This window comes from Devosia insulae DS-56 (assembly GCF_000970465.2).
GTDB classification, from domain to species: domain Bacteria; phylum Pseudomonadota; class Alphaproteobacteria; order Rhizobiales; family Devosiaceae; genus Devosia_A; species Devosia_A insulae.
Window position 1 is genome coordinate 1 of the sequence record NZ_LAJE02000222.1, and the last position, 17,007, is coordinate 17,007.

At 65.8% G+C, this 17,007-nt stretch carries 16 protein-coding genes; 13 read left to right on the forward strand and 3 right to left on the reverse strand.

Annotation, left to right across the window (positions count from 1 at the left end; all coding sequences use genetic code 11):
- The first annotated feature begins 163 nt into the window (after window positions 1–163).
- The gene (glyS, locus tag VW23_RS15955; protein WP_069910538.1) at window positions 164–2,188 is read left to right on the forward strand and encodes a glycine--tRNA ligase subunit beta; all 2,025 of its coding nucleotides are present in this window, start codon (window positions 164–166) and stop codon (window positions 2,186–2,188) included.
- A gap of 186 nt (window positions 2,189–2,374) precedes the next feature.
- Here the strand turns inward: glyS and VW23_RS15960 are convergent, their stop codons facing one another.
- Complete coding sequence (locus VW23_RS15960) at window positions 2,375–3,256, reverse strand: LysR family transcriptional regulator (RefSeq protein WP_069910539.1); 882 nt, start codon at window positions 3,254–3,256, stop codon at window positions 2,375–2,377.
- A gap of 122 nt (window positions 3,257–3,378) precedes the next feature.
- Between VW23_RS15960 and VW23_RS15965 the strand changes: the two genes are divergently transcribed.
- Window positions 3,379–3,771, forward strand: a complete 393-nt coding sequence (locus VW23_RS15965; protein ID WP_244513616.1) for a DoxX family protein — start codon at window positions 3,379–3,381, stop codon at window positions 3,769–3,771.
- A gap of 43 nt (window positions 3,772–3,814) precedes the next feature.
- Here VW23_RS15965 and VW23_RS15970 read toward each other — a convergent pair whose 3' ends face one another.
- On the reverse strand, window positions 3,815–4,237 hold the full coding sequence (locus VW23_RS15970) for a VOC family protein (RefSeq protein WP_069910541.1): 423 nt from the start codon (window positions 4,235–4,237) through the stop codon (window positions 3,815–3,817).
- Window positions 4,238–4,513: 276 nt separating this feature from the next.
- On the opposite strand from VW23_RS15970, the gene VW23_RS15975 reads away from it, so the two are divergent.
- The 3 genes from VW23_RS15975 to VW23_RS15985 all read left to right on the forward strand — a co-directional run bounded on the left by VW23_RS15975 (window position 4,514) and on the right by VW23_RS15985 (window position 7,842).
- On the forward strand, window positions 4,514–5,659 hold the full coding sequence (locus tag VW23_RS15975) for a PA0069 family radical SAM protein (protein WP_069910542.1): 1,146 nt from the start codon (window positions 4,514–4,516) through the stop codon (window positions 5,657–5,659).
- Between the two features lie 268 nt (window positions 5,660–5,927).
- Window positions 5,928–6,599 (forward strand): ribonuclease HII, encoded by a 672-nt coding sequence (locus VW23_RS15980; protein WP_244513618.1) that lies wholly within the window; start codon window positions 5,928–5,930, stop codon window positions 6,597–6,599.
- A 112-nt stretch (window positions 6,600–6,711) separates the two neighbouring features.
- Window positions 6,712–7,842 carry a site-specific DNA-methyltransferase gene (locus VW23_RS15985; protein WP_069910543.1) on the forward strand — a complete coding sequence of 377 codons (1,131 nt, stop codon included), beginning with the start codon at window positions 6,712–6,714 and terminating at the stop codon, window positions 7,840–7,842.
- A gap of 69 nt (window positions 7,843–7,911) precedes the next feature.
- Here the strand turns inward: VW23_RS15985 and VW23_RS15990 are convergent, their stop codons facing one another.
- Window positions 7,912–8,976 (reverse strand): A/G-specific adenine glycosylase, encoded by a 1,065-nt coding sequence (locus VW23_RS15990; RefSeq protein ID WP_069910581.1) that lies wholly within the window; start codon window positions 8,974–8,976, stop codon window positions 7,912–7,914.
- A gap of 63 nt (window positions 8,977–9,039) precedes the next feature.
- Between VW23_RS15990 and VW23_RS15995 the strand changes: the two genes are divergently transcribed.
- The 8 genes from VW23_RS15995 (at window position 9,040) to VW23_RS16030 (ending at window position 16,889) form a co-directional block, all read left to right on the forward strand.
- Window positions 9,040–9,561, forward strand: coding sequence for a DUF721 domain-containing protein (locus tag VW23_RS15995; RefSeq protein WP_069910544.1), 522 nt, complete (start codon window positions 9,040–9,042; stop codon window positions 9,559–9,561).
- 177 nt (window positions 9,562–9,738) lie between these two features.
- A complete protein-coding gene (locus tag VW23_RS16000) occupies window positions 9,739–10,398 on the forward strand; it encodes a DsbA family protein (RefSeq protein WP_069910582.1) in 660 nt (219 codons plus the stop codon).
- A 24-nt stretch (window positions 10,399–10,422) separates the two neighbouring features.
- Entirely contained in the window at window positions 10,423–13,881 is a 3,459-nt protein-coding gene (locus VW23_RS16005; protein ID WP_069910545.1) for a chromosome segregation SMC family protein, read from the forward strand.
- Between the two features lie 281 nt (window positions 13,882–14,162).
- Complete coding sequence (locus VW23_RS16010; RefSeq protein WP_084646217.1) at window positions 14,163–14,552, forward strand: AtpZ/AtpI family protein; 390 nt, start codon at window positions 14,163–14,165, stop codon at window positions 14,550–14,552.
- A gap of 27 nt (window positions 14,553–14,579) precedes the next feature.
- Window positions 14,580–15,335 carry a F0F1 ATP synthase subunit A gene (locus VW23_RS16015; protein ID WP_069910546.1) on the forward strand — a complete coding sequence of 252 codons (756 nt, stop codon included), beginning with the start codon at window positions 14,580–14,582 and terminating at the stop codon, window positions 15,333–15,335.
- A 68-nt stretch (window positions 15,336–15,403) separates the two neighbouring features.
- Window positions 15,404–15,631 (forward strand): F0F1 ATP synthase subunit C, encoded by a 228-nt coding sequence (locus tag VW23_RS16020; RefSeq protein WP_055885023.1) that lies wholly within the window; start codon window positions 15,404–15,406, stop codon window positions 15,629–15,631.
- Window positions 15,632–15,716: 85 nt separating this feature from the next.
- The gene (locus VW23_RS16025) at window positions 15,717–16,379 is read left to right on the forward strand and encodes a F0F1 ATP synthase subunit B (RefSeq protein WP_084646219.1); all 663 of its coding nucleotides are present in this window, start codon (window positions 15,717–15,719) and stop codon (window positions 16,377–16,379) included.
- Window positions 16,380–16,385: 6 nt separating this feature from the next.
- A complete protein-coding gene (locus tag VW23_RS16030) occupies window positions 16,386–16,889 on the forward strand; it encodes a F0F1 ATP synthase subunit B family protein (RefSeq protein ID WP_069910547.1) in 504 nt (167 codons plus the stop codon).
- Window positions 16,890–17,007: the final 118 nt, after the last annotated feature.

Here is a 17,007-nt window from a genome sequence, read left to right on the forward strand (position 1 = left end):
GGGTGGTAGCGTGCGAGCCTCGGCGCGCTGGCGGGTTGGTTGAACATCGAGTTACAAAGATACCCCCACGCACCGGGCTAACGGATGAGGACGCGCACCCCGCAATGGACAATCTCCCCTGCCCTTGATAGGCAAACCGCGCTTTCAAACGCCCGGTTAAGAGATGCCCGAACTCCTCGTCGAACTGTTCTCGGAAGAAATCCCAGCGCGCATGCAGCGCAAGGCCGCCGAGGATCTGAAGAAGGCCGTGACCAATGCGCTGGTCGATGCGGGCCTCGTCTACGAGGGCGCCAAGGCGTTCGTTACACCGCGACGGCTGGCGCTCACCGTCACTGGCCTCCCGGCCCGTTCGCCTGACACGCGCGAAGAGCGCAAGGGCCCGCGGGTAGGCTCGCCACAGCAGGCGATCGACGGCTTCCTCAAGGCGGCGGGGCTGGGTTCGATAGACGAGGCCAAGATCGAGACCGACCCTAAGAAGGGCGAGTTCTATGTCGCCCATATCGAGAAGCAGGGCGCCGAGGCGACCGACATTCTGGCGACGCTGCTGCCCAAGGTGATCACCGGCTTCGACTGGCCGAAATCCATGCAATGGGGCAATGGCGGGCTGACCTGGGTGCGGCCGCTGCGCGCCATTACCGCCACCTTCGGCACCGACAATGACGAGCCGGTCGTCATCCCATTCAAGTCGAACACCGTCGCCTCCGGCCAGACCACCTTCGGTCACCGCTTCCTCGCGCCCGACGCGATCTGGGTGAAGCGCTTCGACGATTACGTGCAGGCGCTGGAAAAGGCCAAGGTCGTCCTCGACATCGATCGCCGCAAGGAAATCATCCGGGCCGACGCCGACAACCTCGCCTTCGCGCAGGGGCTCAGCGTCATCCACGACGAAGGCCTGCTCGAAGAGGTCGCCGGCCTCGTCGAATGGCCGGTGGTGATGATGGGCTCGTTCGACCCGGCTTTCCTCGAAGTGCCCGAGGAAGTGATCATCGCCACCATCCGCGCCAACCAGAAGTGTTTCTGCCTGCGCGACAGCTCAGGCAAGCTGGCGCCGTTCTTCATCATCACCTCGAACCAGGTCGCAGCCGATGGCGGCAAGACCATCGTCGCCGGCAACGAGCGGGTCATCCGCGCCCGCCTGTCGGATGCGCGGTTCTTCTATCAGACCGACCTGGTGCTGCCGCTCGAGCATGGCCTGCCCAAGCTCGAGGAGAGCGTATTCCACGCCAAGCTCGGCACGCAGTTCCAGCGCGTCGAGCGGCTGGTGAAGCTCAGCGGCGAGATCGCGCCCAAGGTCGGGGCCAACCCTGAACTGGCGAAGCGCGCCGCGATGCTGGCCAAGGCCGACCTCACCACCGGCATGGTCGGCGAGTTCCCCGAGCTGCAGGGCATCATGGGCCGCTACTATGCTCTGGCGCAGGGCGAGCCGCTGGCCATCGCCAATGCCATTGCCGACCACTACAAGCCGCTCGGCCCCACCGACCTGGTGCCCGGTGAGCCGGTCGCCATCGCGGTGGCGTTGGCCGACAAGCTCGATACGCTCAAAGGCTTCTGGTCGATCGACGAGAAGCCGACCGGCTCGCGCGATCCGTTTGCGCTGCGCCGTGCGGCGCTGGGCGTCATCCGGATCGTCACCGACAATAACCTGCGCTTCCCGCTCGAGGTCGAGCCGGACCTGCTGAGCTTCTTCCACGACCGCCTGAAGGTGACGCTGCGCGATGCCGGCGCCCGCCACGACCTGGTCGATGCGGTGATCGGCAAGGACAGCAACGACATGCTGGAAATCACCGAACGGGTCGAGGCACTGTCGAAGCTGCTCGGCTCGGAAGACGGCAAGAACCTGCTCGCCGGTTACAAACGCGCCGCCAATATCCTCGCCGCCGAAGAAAAGAAGGACGGCAAGGGGTTTTCTGCTCCGGTCGATCCGGCGCTGCTGTCGCTCGCCGAGGAAGCCGCGCTGGCCGAAGCCATTGCCTCGGTAGATGTGGCAGTTGCTGCCAAAGTCGGGGCCAATGACTACCAGGGCGCCATCACCGCGCTCGGCACGCTACGCCAGCCGGTCGACAGGTTCTTCGAAGCGGTGCTGGTCAACGATCCGGATGCGGCGATCCGCGCAAACCGCCTGAGCCTCCTCAGCAAGCTGCGCGACACCATGCGGCAGGTGGCGGATTTCTCGAAGGTCGCGGGCTAGACCCTCACCTGGTCTCGGCCTTCGTCCGAGCCCTCGTTGGGCCCGACTGATAGAGACGGCCCCCTCCCGGCCTCCCCCATGAAGGGGGAGGTGAAGAGTCGAGGCTCGATCTTCGATCGTGCCAAACGCACCAGCAGGGCACCTCCCCCTTCATGGGGGAGCATCCGGAACGGGCAATCCGCCGCCCTACTCCGCACCCTCCAGCTCTTTCGCCGCCGCCCGCGCCATCTCCATGAACACCCGCACGTTCGGGCTCAGGTAGCGCTGCGCTGGATAGACGAAATAGACATGCGCCTGCTCGGTGCTGAACTCGGGGAGCACACGACGCAGCGACGTGCCCGGCGTGATGGCGTCGGGCAACAGGCCAATGCCGTAGCCGCTGAGCACGAAGGCGCGGATCGCCTGCATGTCGTCGGCAGTGAGGCGCGAGCGTTGCGGCGGCATGATGCTCTCGCCCGCAGGACCAATCAGCCGGAAGCTCTCGGGGATGCGCGAGAAGCCGACGATGCGGTGGGTATCGAGTTCATCGGGCGTCTGTGGCAGGCCGTGACGCTGCACATAGTCCTCGCTGGCCCATAGGCCCAAAGCGCCGCAGGCGAACTTGCGGCTCATCAGGGCGGAATCGCGCATCGGGCCGGCGCGCACGGCGAGATCGATGCCCTCGCCGATCAGGTCGAGCTGCCGGTTGGTGATGACCAGCTCGATGCTGACATCGGGATACGCATCGAGAAAGCGCTCGCAGAATGGCGGCAGCACGGTGCTGGCGATATCGGACGCGGCGGTGATGCGCAGCAGGCCGCTCGGCTTGCCGCTCGCGGCCGCGAGCCGGCTCTGCCCGGCATCGAGCGCATTCAGCGCTTCGACGCAGGAAGCGAAATAGGCTTCGCCCGCCTCGGTGACATGCATGCGCCGGGTGGAGCGCTGGATCAGCGTGACGCCGAGCCGCTCCTCGAGCCGCGCGATCTTGGCCGAAACCGTGGTGGTCGGCATGCCGAGCAAACGCGCGGCAGCCGCGAAGCTGCCCTCCTGCACCACCCTCACAAAGACGTCGATGCCATCGAGATTCATCCCGGCATTATGCAGGATTTTGCACGATCATTCCAGAGATAGCCCGATTGTGGGACGGGAAGCGATCGAGGACAGTCCGCGCCAACAGAAAGCGGCAGGCGCCGCCTGAAAGGATGACGACAATGGACTTCCTGACCTCCCTCGATTTCTGGCTCTGGGTTGCCGCGACCATCGCGGCGTTGTTCTACCTGCTTGCGGCATACTGGAAGGTGCTGATGCCGATCCCGCAGCTCGCCGGGATGATGAAATGGCCCGGCGACGTGTCGCCGGGTTTCGTGCGCGGCATCGGCCTCGTCGATCTCGCTGCCGGGCTCGGCATGGTGCTGCCGCTGGCCACGGGGATTCTCACCTTCCTCACCCCGCTCGCGGCACTCGGCTCGGTGGTGTTGCAGGTGCTGGCGATCGGCTTTCACGGCAAGCGAGGCGAGACGAAACAGACGCTCGGCCTCAACATCGTGCTGCTGGCGCTCTCGGCCTTCGTGCTGTGGGGACGCCGCGGCCTCCTGGGCCTCTGATGCTGGACGGGGTGGGGCCGAGACCTCACCCCGATCGCTTCGCTTACAGCCCGAACGTCACGTTGCCATCATCGTCCATGGCGAAGCCCGGATTCCAGGCGATCTCCCAGGCATGGTCATCGGGGTCGGTGACGTAGCCGCGCAGCCCGCCATGCGGCGGGGCGTCGGCCGGACGGATGATCCGCCCGCCGGCTGCCGCCAGGGCCTCGATCAGTGGAGCCACCTCGGCTTCGGTGGCGACATTGTGGGCCAAGGCGAAGGCACCGGGCGTCCGCAGCCCGGTGCGGTTCATGTCCACCTCCAGCTCAGCGCTGAGGAAGGTGCCGAGCACCATGCCGTTGAGCTGGTAGAAGGTGATCACGTCGCTCTCATAGACCGGCGCCCAGCCGAACCCTTCGCTGTAAAAGCTCCGTGAGCGAGCGAGGTCGGTGGTGCCGAGGGTGATAACGGATACTGCAGGCTTCATTTGGCCAAGACCTTTCACTGCGCCGCTCCCCGATGGAGCGGCGTTCAAGGCCATGGGACTCAGTCGCCGAAGCGAAGGCCAGGACCGCCGCAGCGGGACAGGGCTAACCGCACCTGCCTCTCCTTTTCTGACCCATCTAGGCTAGCAGCCGGCGCTATCAGGTCAATGCCGCGGCAGTTCCTCTCCACTGGTTTGTTCTTGTTCTGTTCTCATCGGAATGCTAATCCTAATGGAACGTTACCCCTGGCGAGTCGCTTAAGGGTTTGGAGAACGGACATGCGGGTCAGCGCCCCCAATTTCGAGCAGCTGGAGCGGTTGAACGGCACACGCGATGCGGACCTGATCGCGCGGCGGTATGTCGATCCGGCGCTCAATCGCGGCCGTGGCGCGCAGACCAACAAGGGCAGTCGCTTCGATCGGCAAAGCCGCGAAGAGTTCGACGACGGTTGGGGACAGGTCGAGGATTTGAAGCCGTTCGAAACCATCGAGCATGTCGAGCGCGCCAAATCGATCATCACCCGCAACGAAAGCCCGGATATCGGCTTTGATCGCTCGATCAACGCCTATCGCGGCTGTGAGCATGGCTGCTCGTATTGCTTCGCCCGCCCGACCCACGCCTATCTCGGGCACTCGGCGGGGCTGGAGTTCGAGCGCGACATCTATGTGAAGGCCAATGCCGTCGAGCTGCTGCGGCGCGAGCTGGCCGACAAGCGCTATAAGCCCAAGCCCATCGCCATGGGCACCAATACCGACCCGTACCAGCCGGCCGAGCGGCAGCATAAGCTGACCCGCGGCATCCTCGAGTTGCTGCTCGAGACCAAACACCCGGTGACCATCACTACCAAATCGGCGCTGGTGGTGCGCGACCTCGACATCCTGAAGCCGCTGGCCGAACAGAACCTGGTGCGCGTGGCGCTGTCGATCACCAGCATGGATCACATCCTGTCGCGCAAGATGGAGCCGCGGGCTTCGACGCCGGAAAAGCGCCTGGAAGCGGTGCGGCTGCTGTCGGAAGCCGGCATTCCGACGACGGTGATGGCGGCGCCGATGATCCCGGCGATCAATGACATGGAGCTCGAACGCATCCTCGATGCGGCGGCGGCGCAGGGCGCGGTGGGCGCCAATGCCATCCTGCTGCGGCTGCCGGGGGAAGTGCGCGACATTTTTCGCGAGTGGCTGCTGCGGCATTTTCCCGATCGGGTGAGCCACGTGATGAGCCTCGTGCGCGACACGCGTGGCGGCAAGGATAACGACCCGAATTTCGGCACGCGCTTCGTCGGCGAGGGTCCGTACGCGACGCTGCTGCGCCAGCGCGTCGACCTTGCCAAGGCACGCTACAAGCTCGACCGGCCGATCGCGCCGCTGCGCACCGATCTGTTCACGCCGCCGACGGTGGACGATGGGCAGATGAGTCTGTTCTGAGCGGGCGTAGCCGCTCCTCGCTCCGCTCGGATCGCGCAACCTATGGTTGCGATACCCCTCATCCGGCGCTACGCGCCACCTTCTCCCTCGAGGGGAGAAGGCACCAGTCTGAGAGCTCTCGGTTCCGTAGCCTTCTCCCCTTGAGGGAGAAGGTGCCCGAAGGGCGGATGAGGGGTGTCGCATCGCTTGCGATGCGCGATCCGAGCGGACGCAAGGAGCGATGCCAGACAGTCCGTTCACGTACTTCCTACTTGCCCCTGAGCCGTGCATGGCGATGCTTGAGGACATGCCGTCCGATTCGCCTATCATCATCAGCAAGCCGACGCTCAAGTTCGAGCGTGCCGCGATAAAACGCGGGGCGAAATTCGTCTGCGGCGTCGATGAGGTCGGGCGCGGACCGCTTGCGGGGCCGGTGGTGGTTTCGGCGGTGATCCTCAACCATCGCAAGGTGCCGGAAGGGCTCAACGACTCCAAGGTGCTGACCGCCGCGCAGCGCGAGGCGCTGTACGAAAAGATCATGGCCTCGGCCATCGTTTCGATCGTGGTGGCGCCGCCGACGATCATCGCACAGCTCAACATCCTGCAGGCCTCGCTCTGGGCGATGCGCAAGGCGGTGCTGGGCCTGCAGGTGAAAGCCGACCACATCCTGGTCGACGGCAACAAGCTGCCCAAGGACCTGCCCTGCCCCGGCGAGGCGATCGTCGGCGGCGACGGGCGCTCGGTATCGATCGCCGCGGCCTCGATCGTCGCCAAGGTGACCCGCGACCGGATGTGCCTGATCATGGACTTCGAGGAGCCGCAATTCGGCTTTTCGAGCCACAAAGGTTATGCCGCGCCGCAGCACCTAGAAGCGCTCACCGCGCACGGCCCGGGCCGTCATCATCGGATGGACTTCGCCCCCTGTATCCAGGCACAGCGGATGAAGACGATCGCCGCCTGAGGCGGACGACACGTATCCGCGCCTTAACCTCTCGCTAACCTCGAAGCTTAAATCCCCTTTAACCCTAACGCCTTACAACCGATCCCGTTAGTACTGCGTCAGGGTTCGAGTTATGTTGCGTACCGCGCGTATGGCGGCTTCCGCCAATGCGGAGGGGAGCCTGCTCCCCATCGACACCATCCTTGTGGGCGATTGCATCAAGCACATGAATGCCTTGCCGGCCGGCTCGGTTGACCTCGTATTCGCAGACCCGCCTTACAATCTGCAACTGGACCAGGGCCTGACCCGGCCGGACCAGTCGCGCGTCGACGGCGTCGATGACGCCTGGGACAAGTTCGACAGCTTTGCCCATTACGACATCTTCACCCGCGCCTGGCTGAAGGCGGCGCGGCGCATCCTGAAACCGGATGGCGCCATCTGGGTGATCGGCTCGTACCACAACATTTTCCGCGTCGGCGCGGCGTTGCAGGACCTCGATTACTGGCTGCTCAACGACGTGATCTGGCGCAAAGCCAACCCGATGCCGAACTTCCGCGGCACCCGGTTCACCAATGCGCACGAGACGCTGATCTGGGCGGCCAAGGATCGCGATAGCCGCGTCACCTTCAACTACGAGCAGATGAAGCAGGCCAATGACGATGTGCAGATGCGCTCGGACTGGCTGTTCCCGATCTGCACCGGGGCCGAACGCCTGAAGGACGACGACGACGAAAAGCTGCACCCGACGCAGAAGCCCGAAGCCCTGCTCTACCGGGTGATCAGCGCGACGACCAAGCCCGGCGACGTGGTGCTCGACCCGTTCTTCGGCACCGGTACCACCGGCGCGGTGGCGAAGAAACTGGGCCGCCACTTCATCGGCATCGAGCGCGAAGACACCTATATTGCCGGCGCACTGAAGCGCATTGCTTCGATCCGCCCGCTCAGCGCCGCCACCATCGAGACGGCGGTGCCGAAGCGTTCGGCGCCGCGCGTGGCCTTCGGCTCGCTGGTCGAGATGGGTCTGATTACCCCCGGCACCGAACTCTACGACGACCGCCAGCGCTGGAGCGCCCTGGTGCGTGCCGATGGCTCGCTGGTATCGGGCGATCATATGGGTTCGATCCACCGGGTTGGTGCGCTGGTGCAGGGCGCCGAGGCCTGCAACGGCTGGACCTTCTGGCATGCCCGGCAAGGGAGCCGGCTTGCCCCCATCGATGATTTCCGCAGCCAGGTGCGCGCGCAGATGGAACGACTTTCGGCCTGAATCTGACCTCCATTCAACTCAGGCTGCGCTCGCCGCCGGCTCGAAAGAGCCGGCGGCTTTTGCTTCACGCTACTGCAACCCGGCGGCAGCCAGCACTTTGCGGAAGACGCTGGGCAGGGCTTCGGCGTCGAGCTCGCGCGGATCGGCCCACCAGCCCGCTTTGAGTTCGGCCGGATCGGCCACCACCGCCGACCACACGTCGAGTTCGAGCCGGAAGTGCGTGAAAACATGGACGACCTGGCCGTCATAGCGCCAGTCGGAAGCGACCGGATGCACCACTGCGCGCTTGTCAGGCGTCCAATCCGATACCGGCGTCTCGGTCATCTGCGCCAATAACCCCTTCTCGGCCCGTGTCTGCAGGTACACATCGCCATCGGTGTCGCGCATGACAAAGGCGTGGCCGTAGCGGGTCGGGCGGTCGGCCTTTTCGGGCTTGACCGGATAGAGCAGCGGATCGAGCTTGGTGCCGCGGCAGCCCGGCTGGATCGGGCAGAGCATGCAGCTGGCGTTGCGCGGGGCGCAGATGGTAGCGCCCAGATCCATCAGCGCCTGCGCGAAGTCTCCGGCACGTTCCGGCACCACCGCCTGCACTGTGCCGCGCACCAGGTCCTTGGCGTCGCGCGCCGGAACCTCCAGCGCCAGGTAACGCGCCACCACCCGATCGACATTGCCATCGACCACCGCCACCCGCTCATCGCCGGTGATCGCCGCGATGGCAGCTGCAGTGTAGGGACCGATGCCCGGCAGGGTCAGCAGCTCGGCCGAACTGGTCGGGAACCGGCCGCCGAAGCGCTCGACCACCGCCTTGGCGCAGGCGTGGAGGTTCCGAGCCCGGGCGTAGTAGCCGAGCCCCGCCCATTCGACGAGCACGGCTTCGAGCGGCGACGCGGCGAGATCGGCGACGGTCGGCCAGAGGTGGAGAAAGCGCGCGTAGTAGCGTCCGACCGCCGCAACTGTCGTCTGCTGCAGCATGATCTCGCTGAGCCAGACGCGGTAGGGGTCGGCGGTGATGCCGCGGGCGCGGTCGGCCGGGCCGACCCGCCACGGCAAGGTACGGGCGTGCCGGTCGTACCAGGCGAGCACGGCAGCCGCATCGAGCGGCACGGGGTTTTGCTGGGGCGCGGCATTTGACATGATGGCGGCCACAGATGGCGCGCCGCAGCAGCGGGCGCAAGCGGCGGCGGGAAGTTGTTACCAGTGGCGGACAAGCCGAAATCGAAACCCAAGGACGATGCGCCGCCCAAACGGCTCAACCGCGCCGTCGGCGTGGCCGAAGCGCTTGGCGGGGTGCTCGATCCGGCACTGAAGAAGCGCGGCTTTGCCAGCCGCGATATCCTCTCGCACTGGCCGACCATCGCGCCGGCGCCCTACGACAAGGTGACCCGGCCGGACAAGCTGAGCTGGCCGCGCGGCGAAAAAGGCGCCGAAGGGGCGACGCTTTACCTGCGCTGCCATCCTGGCCATGCCCTGGCACTTGCCCATGAAGGTCAGCGCGTCGCAGCCTCGATCAACCGCTACTATGGCTATTTCCTCGTCGGACAGGTGCGGCTCAGCGCCGAACCTTTCGCGATCGAGGACGAGGCGCCCGAGACGATCCCGGCGCTGCCAGAGGTTGCCCGGGCGCGGATCAGCCGCACGGTCGAGCGGGTTAGCGATCCCGGGGTACGTGACGCCCTGCGACAACTCGGACAGGCGATCGCCCGGAGAAAGCCACGTTGATAAGTGCGTGTTCCGCGTTGCCATTCGAGCGTAGCTCTCATGGCCTTCTCGCCTCAAATCGCTCCACTGGAGCGATTTGCCCTGCTGGACATCGCGAAGTGTTCATCGCCGGTTGAACTTGCCCGGCCTACTTTGCCCCGATATTAGGGCGAGCAACGAAAAAACGGAGTGAAACTCGTGGCCAACCGTCGCAACATTCTCATCGGGTCCGGTGCTGCAGTCGCCGCGGCAGCGGCGGGGACCAGCGTGTCCTTCCTGTTCGGCGCCACCGGCGCTCTCGCCCAGCAGTTCGACCAGGCCAAGCTGATGGCGCCGGCCGGCGGCGTTGCCGATCATCCGCTCGGGCCGGCGGACGCCAAGGTGACGCTGATCGAGTACCTGTCACCGACCTGCCCGCATTGCGCGGCGTTCACCAACACGGTCTATCCGCAGCTCAAGACCGAGTACATCGACACCAACAAGATCCAGTTCATCCCGCGCCCGTTCATGCGCAACGTGCTGGATGCCGTGGTGTTCATGCTCGCCGAGGCGGCTGGCCCCGAGAAGTATCACGAGGTGATCGACACCTTCTTCAAGACGCAGGACACTTGGGCCGCGTCCAACACGCCCAATGACGCCATCTTCGGCATCGCCCAGCAGCTCGGTTTTACCAAGGAAACCTACGACGCTGCCTTGACGAATCAGGACCTGTTCAAGGGACTGGAAGCGGTGCGGGATCAGGCGCTGGACGAGTTCAAGCTCCAGGGCACGCCGACGTTCTACATCAACGGCAAGATGCTGACCGGAGAAAACTCGTTTGAGGCTCTCAAGGCCGAAATCGATCCACTGCTCTCCTAACGCGCTGCCCCCAAGGGGCGCGCGATGAAATTCACGCGCCTCAAACTGCACGGCTTCAAATCCTTCTGCGACCAGACCGAGCTCTACCTGGAGCCCGGTCTGTCTGGCGTGGTGGGACCGAACGGCTGTGGCAAATCCAACCTCGTCGAAGCGCTGCGCTGGGTGATGGGCGAAAGCTCGTACAAGGCGATGCGCGCATCGGGCATGGACGACGTGATCTTTTCCGGCTCGGGCAGCCGACCAGGCCGCAACACTGCTGAAGTCACCCTCGTCCTCGACAATTCCGACCGCACCGCCCCAGCGCCACTCAACAATGCCGATGTGCTGGAAGTCACCCGGCGGATCGAGCGCGAGGAAGGCTCGGTCTATCGCGTCAACGGCAAGGAAGTGCGGGCGCGCGACGTCCAGTTGCTGTTCGCCGACGCCTCGACCGGTGCGCACTCCCCGGCCCTCGTCCGCCAGGGACAGATCGGCGAGCTGATCGCCGCCAAGCCGCAGCAGCGCCGGGCACTGCTCGAAGAGGCCGCCGGTATTTCCGGGCTGCACTCGCGCCGGCATGAGGCAGAGCTCAGGCTGCGGGCGGCAGAGCAGAACCTCGAACGCGTCGACGACGTCATCGCCCAGGTCGAGCAGCAGCTCGAAACCCTGAAGCGACAGGCCCGGCTGGCGGTGCGCTACCGGGCGCTGAGCGGCGATATCCGCAAGGCCGAAGCGACGCTGTTCCACATCCGCTGGATCGCCGCGCGCTTCAACGAGAAGGATGCCGAGGCTGCGCAGGCTAAGCTGGTGCGAGATCTCGCCGAGGCGCAGCATGTCGAGCTCGAAGCGCAGAAGGTGGTGTTCCTCGCCGACAAGGCGCTGGCGCCGTTGCGCGACAAGGAAGCCGCTGCCGGCGCCGTGCTGCAGCGGCTGACCATCCTCGCCGAGCAGCTCGAGGGTGAGGCAAGACGCGCCGCGGCGCGGCTCAACGAACTCGGCGAACGGCTGAAGCAGATCGAACAGGACGCGGTGCGCGAACGCGCCCTGGTCGGCGAGAGCGATGATGCCCTGGGGGCCGCGAGTGAGGAGCGCGCGCACCTTGAGGCCGAGGTGGCAGGCGAGCAGCAGGCGCTTGAAGCAGCGCGCGTTGCCACCGACGCGGCGCAAAGCGAAGTGGCCAAGGCCGAGGGCGAGGCCCGCGCTGCCGCCGACGCGCTGGCGCAGTTGCGGGCCCGACGCGGCGCGGCCGAGCGCAGCGTCGCCGAGGCTCGCTCGCGAGTGACGCGGCTCGAAACGCAGATCGCCGACGTGGCGCGGGAGGCTGAGCAACTGGCGCGGACGCTCGGCGCCGACGCGACGCTGAACGCCGGGCGTGAGGCGCTCGACACGGCGCAGAACCATGCCAAGGCGGCGGAGACTGCCGCCGTCACCGCCGAGACTGCCGCTGTCGCGGCGCAGGCCGCCGCCGACGCGCTACGCCCGGAACTGCAGCAGATCGAGGCAGCGTTGAACCGGCTGGAAGCCGAGGCGCAGACGCTGAGCCGTATCCTCAACCATGGCGGCGCCAGCAAGTGGCCGGCAGTGGTCGATCAGCTCAAAGTTGCCGCGGGCTATGAAACGGCGCTCGGCGCGGCGCTGGGCGACGATCTCGATGCCTCATCCGATGCCAGCGCGCCGTTGCACTGGGCCGGCGCCAATGCCGGTGCCGACCCGGCTTTACCGCCTGGCGCCACGCCGCTGTCGCAGTTCGTCTCGGGCAGCGTGCTGCTGAAGCGGCGGCTTGACCAGATCGGGCTGGTCGACACGGCCGACGCGGCTCGGCTGATGGCGCAGCTGCAGCCCGGACAGCGGCTGACCACCAAAGCTGGCGGTCTGTGGCGCTGGGACGGTTTCGTCGCCGCCGCCGATGCGCCGACCGCTGCGGCAGAGCGGCTGGCACAGCGCAACCGGCTGGCCGAGCTCGAAGCCGAAGTCGAAGAGGCACGGGCCCGGCGCAACAGCCGGCGGGCCGATGCCACGGCGCTCACCGAAGCGCTGAACGCGGCTCGCACCGACGAGCGGCTGAAGCGCGACGCCTGGCGCAACGCGCAGCGCGAAATTGCCGTCGCGCAGGGCGAGCTGGACAAGGCGCAGCGCGCCATCAGCGATCTCGCGGCGCGCCAGGTGGCGCTCGACGAAACGCGGACTCGGCTCGATGCCAACCTCGCCGAGGCGGTGGCTGCGGCCACCGAGGCGGAGCTGTTGCTGTGGGACGCCGGCGATGAAACCGAGGCTGCAGCTTTGGCGACATCGCTCCAGTCACTGCTCGGCGGACTGCGCGAAACCGCCGATCAAGCGCGGCTGAAGCTCGGTGGCTTCGAGACGGCGGCAAGGATGCGCAGTGCGCGCCTCACCCAGATCGCCGCCGATGTTGCCGCCTGGTCCCGCCGCCGCGAGGGCGCTGCGGCCCAGCTCACGACGCTCGATGCCCGCACCGCCGAGGTGCGCGAGCAGATCACGGTGCTGCAGGCCTCGCCTGAGAGCCTCGCCGAGCGCCGCCGCACCCTCGATGCCGAGATCGCCGTGGCGCGCGAGGCGCACAAGGCGGCGACCGACGCGCTGAACGTCGGTGATACCCGGCACCGCGAGGCCGACAAGGCGCAGCGGTTGGCGCATGACGCGCTCGCCGGATTCCGGGCCGAACTGGCGAGGGTCGAGGAGCGGATCAAGGGCCTGATTGCGCAGCGCCATCAGATCGAGCGGCAGGTGCACGAGACGCTCAACGTCGAAGCATCGCAGACGGCGCAGCTCGCCGGTATCAGGCCGGAACACGCTTTGCCTGCCGAGCCCCAGGTCGAATCGCAGGTCGATCGGCTGAAGGCAGAGCGCGAGCGACTGGGTGGGGTGAACCTGGGCGCCGAAAAGGAATCCGAAGAGGTCCGTGAAAAGCTCGACCTGATGGTCAAGGATCGTGACGACCTGATAGCCGCGATCGCCAAGCTGCGCGGCGGCATCCAGAGCCTCAACCGCGAGGGCCGGCAGCGGCTCAACGAGGCGTTCGAGAAGGTCAACGCGCATTTCCAGGAGCTGTTCACCTCGCTGTTCGGCGGTGGTACCGCCGAGCTGCAGTTCGTCGAGAGCGACGACCCGCTGGAAGCCGGGCTCGAGATTCTGGCGCGACCGCCGGGCAAGAAGCCGACCACCATGACGCTGCTGTCGGGCGGCGAGCAGGCGCTCACCGCAATGTCGCTGATCTTTGCGGTGTTCCTCACCAACCCCGCGCCGATCTGCGTGCTCGATGAGGTCGACGCGCCGCTCGACGACGCCAATGTCGAGCGTTTCTGCAACCTGCTCGACATGATGACCGAGCGGACGGAAACCCGCTTCCTGGTGATCACCCACAATCCGATTACCATGGCCCGGGTCGACCGGCTGTTCGGCGTCACCATGGCCGAGCGCGGGGTGAGCCAACTGGTGTCCGTGGACCTCAAGGGCGCCGAGGCGGCGGTGCGGGTGGCAAGCTAGCGGAGCTTGCCTCCTCCCGCTCCGACCCAGCAATTTGCCGAAGCGCCGCACTAAGGATGGCGTCGAGGCGTTCCCGATGCCCCACGCTTGCCGCAATAGTGGCGGCCAGAGTCGCGATGACTCAATGTCACACCTCCTTCCGCCGAACAAACTTCGTTATTTATCAATGTGTTAGCAGTCTGTTCACAGCCTTGACACTGGTAGGGGGCGCCACTATGTTGCCCGCGACTTCGAGGGGCTCCAGTTCCTGTTAAAGGCCCGGAGGCGCAAGGGAGAGCGGGATGGCAAAGTCACGCAATACCGGGCGTCCGCCGAGTGATGGGAAATCAGGGTCGCTGACCTCGGATCTTGCGGCTCGCATCAGGCGGGCGCAGGCCTCCGAGCAGGCACCGGGCGACGCGGAAACTGCCGAGGCCAACCGGAACATGTCCGGCTGGAACCGGGGCATGCGACTCGGAACGGAATTTATTGCGGCCATCCTGGTCGGCGCGGGTATGGGTTACCTGCTCGATCTGTGGCTGAAGACCGGTCCCTGGCTGATGCTGGTGATGTTGATGGTCGGCTTTGCGGCGGGCGTACTCAATGTGGTGCGGTCCGCAGCAGAAATGAACCGGGCGGCGCCGCGGCCCACGGCCGCGATCCGCGTGCCGGACGACGAAGAAGACGAGTGAAGGCTCCAAGCCTAAAGGGAACAGCAGTTGGCCGATCCGAATAAAGTCGACCCGATCCACCAGTTCCAGATCACCGATATCGTCTCCTTCGGTGAAGGCGGCGTCTCCTTCACCAACTCAGCCCTGTTCATGGTGCTGACGGTTGGCGTGATCGCCCTCTATCTCCTGCTCTCGACGCAGAAGCGCAGCCTGGTTCCGAACCGGGTGCAGCTGGTTTCCGAGATGCTCTACGAGTTCGTCGCCAAGATGGTGTCGGACTCGGCCGGCAAAGCCGGCATGAAGTTCTTCCCCTTCGTGTTCTCGCTCTTCATGTTCGTGCTGGTCGCCAACATGTTCGGCATGATCCCGTTCTTCTTCACCTTCACCAGCCACATCATCATCACCTTCGCCCTGGCGCTCCTGGTGTTCGTGGTGGTCATCGTCTACGGCGTCTACAAGAACGGCTTCAAGTTCTTCAAACTGTTCGTGCCGTCGGGCGTCCCCGGCTACGTGCTTCCCATCGTGGTGCCGATCGAGGTGGTTTCCTTCCTCTCGCGCCCGATCTCGCTCTCGGTTCGTCTCTTCGCCAACATTCTCGCCGGTCACATCACCGTCAAGGTGTTCGCGGGCTTCATCGTGACGCTGGGTAGCCTCGGCTTCCTCGGCTGGCTCGGTGCGCTGCTGCCGCTGATCATGACCGTGGCGATCACGGCGCTCGAATTCCTCGTGGCGGCCCTGCAGGCCTACGTCTTTGCAGTGCTGACCTCGATGTACATCAACGATGCGATCCATCCGTCGCATTGATCTAGGCCGGTTCACAGTGAGGCGACGGCAAGCGTCGCCAATCGGTCGCAAAATGGAGCAGACTACAAATGGAAGCTGAAGCAGCAAAGTTTATCGGCGCGGGTATTGCGGCCGTGGGTATGGCCGGCGCCGCCATCGGCGTGGGCAACATTTTCGGTAGCTTCCTGTCGGGCGCACTGCGCAACCCGGCAGCGGCTCAGGGCCAGTTCGGTAACCTGATTTTCGGTTTCGCCGTGACCGAAGCTCTGGGCATTTTCTCGTTCCTGATCGCGCTCCTGCTGCTGTTCGCAGTCTGATTTCGCGACGGGCTGCGCTAGCGCAGACCGAGTAAGGGCTCCGGGTTTCGATCCGGGGCTTTAACGGCCGCAAAAGGGTTTCGAGATGGCGGGTTCAGCCCAAGACATCATTATCGTGGCGCAGGCCGAAAGTGGCGACGCGCTCCAGCAGGGCGAGGTCGTCGCACCCGCCGAGGAGCATGCCGCCGAAGGTGAGCATGCCGCACCGGCCGACGCCCATGGCGCGACCGACACGCATGCTTCGACCGAGGCGCATTCGGAGGTGTTTCCGCCCTTCGATCCCGCGAGCTTCGGTGGCCAGCTGCTCTGGCTCGCCATCACGTTTGCGGCGCTCTACTTCCTGATGAGCCGCGTGGCCCTGCCCCGCATCGGCTCAATCCTTGAAACGCGCCGCACCCGTATCGAAGGTGACCTGAAGGAAGCCGAGCGGCTCCGCCAGGAGACCGAGAAGGCTGCCGCCGCCTATGAGGCCGCGCTGGCCGAGGCCCGCAAGAACGCCCACGGCATTGCCGAAGAAACCCGCGCCGGCATCAAGGCCGACATCGACGGACGCCGTGCCGACGTCGAGGCCACGCTTGCGAAGCGCGTCTCGGAAGCCGAGGCCCGCATCCAGGCCGACAAGGACGCAGCGCTTGCCAATGTCGGCAGCATCGCGGCCGAGACGGCCCAGGCGCTGGTCGCCAAGATCTCGGGCACTGTCACTGCGGCTGAAGCCCGCGCCGCGGTCGCCGCGGTTTCGAAGGAGTAAGGCAGCATGTGGGCCTTCGGGTTTGACGCCACCACCGGCGCCACCATCTGGGCGACCATCGCGCTGGTGATCTTTATCGGCATCGTCGTCTATTTCGGCGTGCCCAAGATGATCACCAAGATGCTCGATGAGCGCATCAAGAAGATCGAGACCGATCTCGCCGAGGCCGAGGCGCTGCGCGCCGAAGCCAAGGCCCTGCTCGAGGACTACGCGCGCCGTCGCGAAGAAGCCGAGAAGGAAGCCGAGGACATCGTCACCGCCGCCCGCGAAGAGGCGTTCCGGCTGACCGCCGAGGCCAAGTCGTCACTGGAAGCCATGGTGGCCCGCCGCGAGAAGGCCGTGGCCGACAAGATCGCCCAGGCGGAAGCCCAGGCCGTCGCCGAAGTTCGGGCCCGTTCGGCCGACCTCGCCGTCGAAGCCGCCCGCGTGCTGCTGGAAAAGCAGGTCGCCGCCAAGGGCGACGTGCTGGTCGACCAGGCCATCAAGGACGTCGCTGCCCGCCTGAACTGAGGTTCGGTTGCAGTGCTGAAGATTGAGATGCCCGCGCCAGCGGGCATTTTCTTTTGGGGGTACGCGCGGGCCTGCTGGGGCGACACCGTGCCCTCCAGCTTCCCCTCTCTTGCGATTT